The sequence below is a fragment of the Proteus sp. fly-1067 genome (assembly GCF_040139345.1).
Taxonomy (GTDB): Bacteria; Pseudomonadota; Gammaproteobacteria; order Enterobacterales; family Enterobacteriaceae; genus Proteus; species Proteus vulgaris_B.
This window is the reverse complement of record NZ_JBEEUL010000229.1, coordinates 1-545: the sequence shown is the minus strand read 5'-3', so window position 1 is coordinate 545 and position 545 is coordinate 1. Positions and strand designations below refer to the sequence as shown.

Below are 545 nucleotides of genomic sequence, written 5' to 3'. Positions count from 1 at the left end.
CTTGCACCACCAATTAAATTGATGCAAGACGGCATTCTTACACCTTCTTGCGCCATTTTATGTAAACGTTCAGCTATTTGAGCCACTCGAGGTAAAATATCGCTTTTACGTAGAATAACAATAGAAGTTTCAGGTAATAAGCTTACCGCACGTCCTTTTTCTGGAGACGAAAATAAAACAATCCCACCAGATTCAGTTAGGCCCGCTTCCGCAAATACAATTCCAATTTGAGAACGTTCAGCATGAATAATATTTTCATGGCCAAGTTCTGGGGTCCAAATATAGGTTTCGTATTTTTCACTGATAGCTTTAGTTACACCCAGTGCATCTAGGCGCTCATCTCCACTTATTACCACCGAGCCTTTACAATCATAACTTTCGCAGAGTTCAATTAGGCTATTGATAACGTCATCAGGTTTGCTAACAACACATTTCACCATTTGAGTCTGTGCAAAGTCAGTAAATTCTTTACATAGTTCATCCTGAGTCAAATTAGTTAAGCGAGTTTTCGCTAAATCATTAATCGGTGTAGGCTGTGGCTGTGG

The 545-nt window shown here is 39.6% G+C and carries 1 protein-coding gene; it reads right to left on the bottom strand.

Annotated features, from left to right (window positions below):
• Positions 1-545: LutC/YkgG family protein (locus tag ABN217_RS20135; RefSeq protein ID WP_349459989.1), on the bottom strand; the 545-nt coding region annotated here is incomplete at both ends.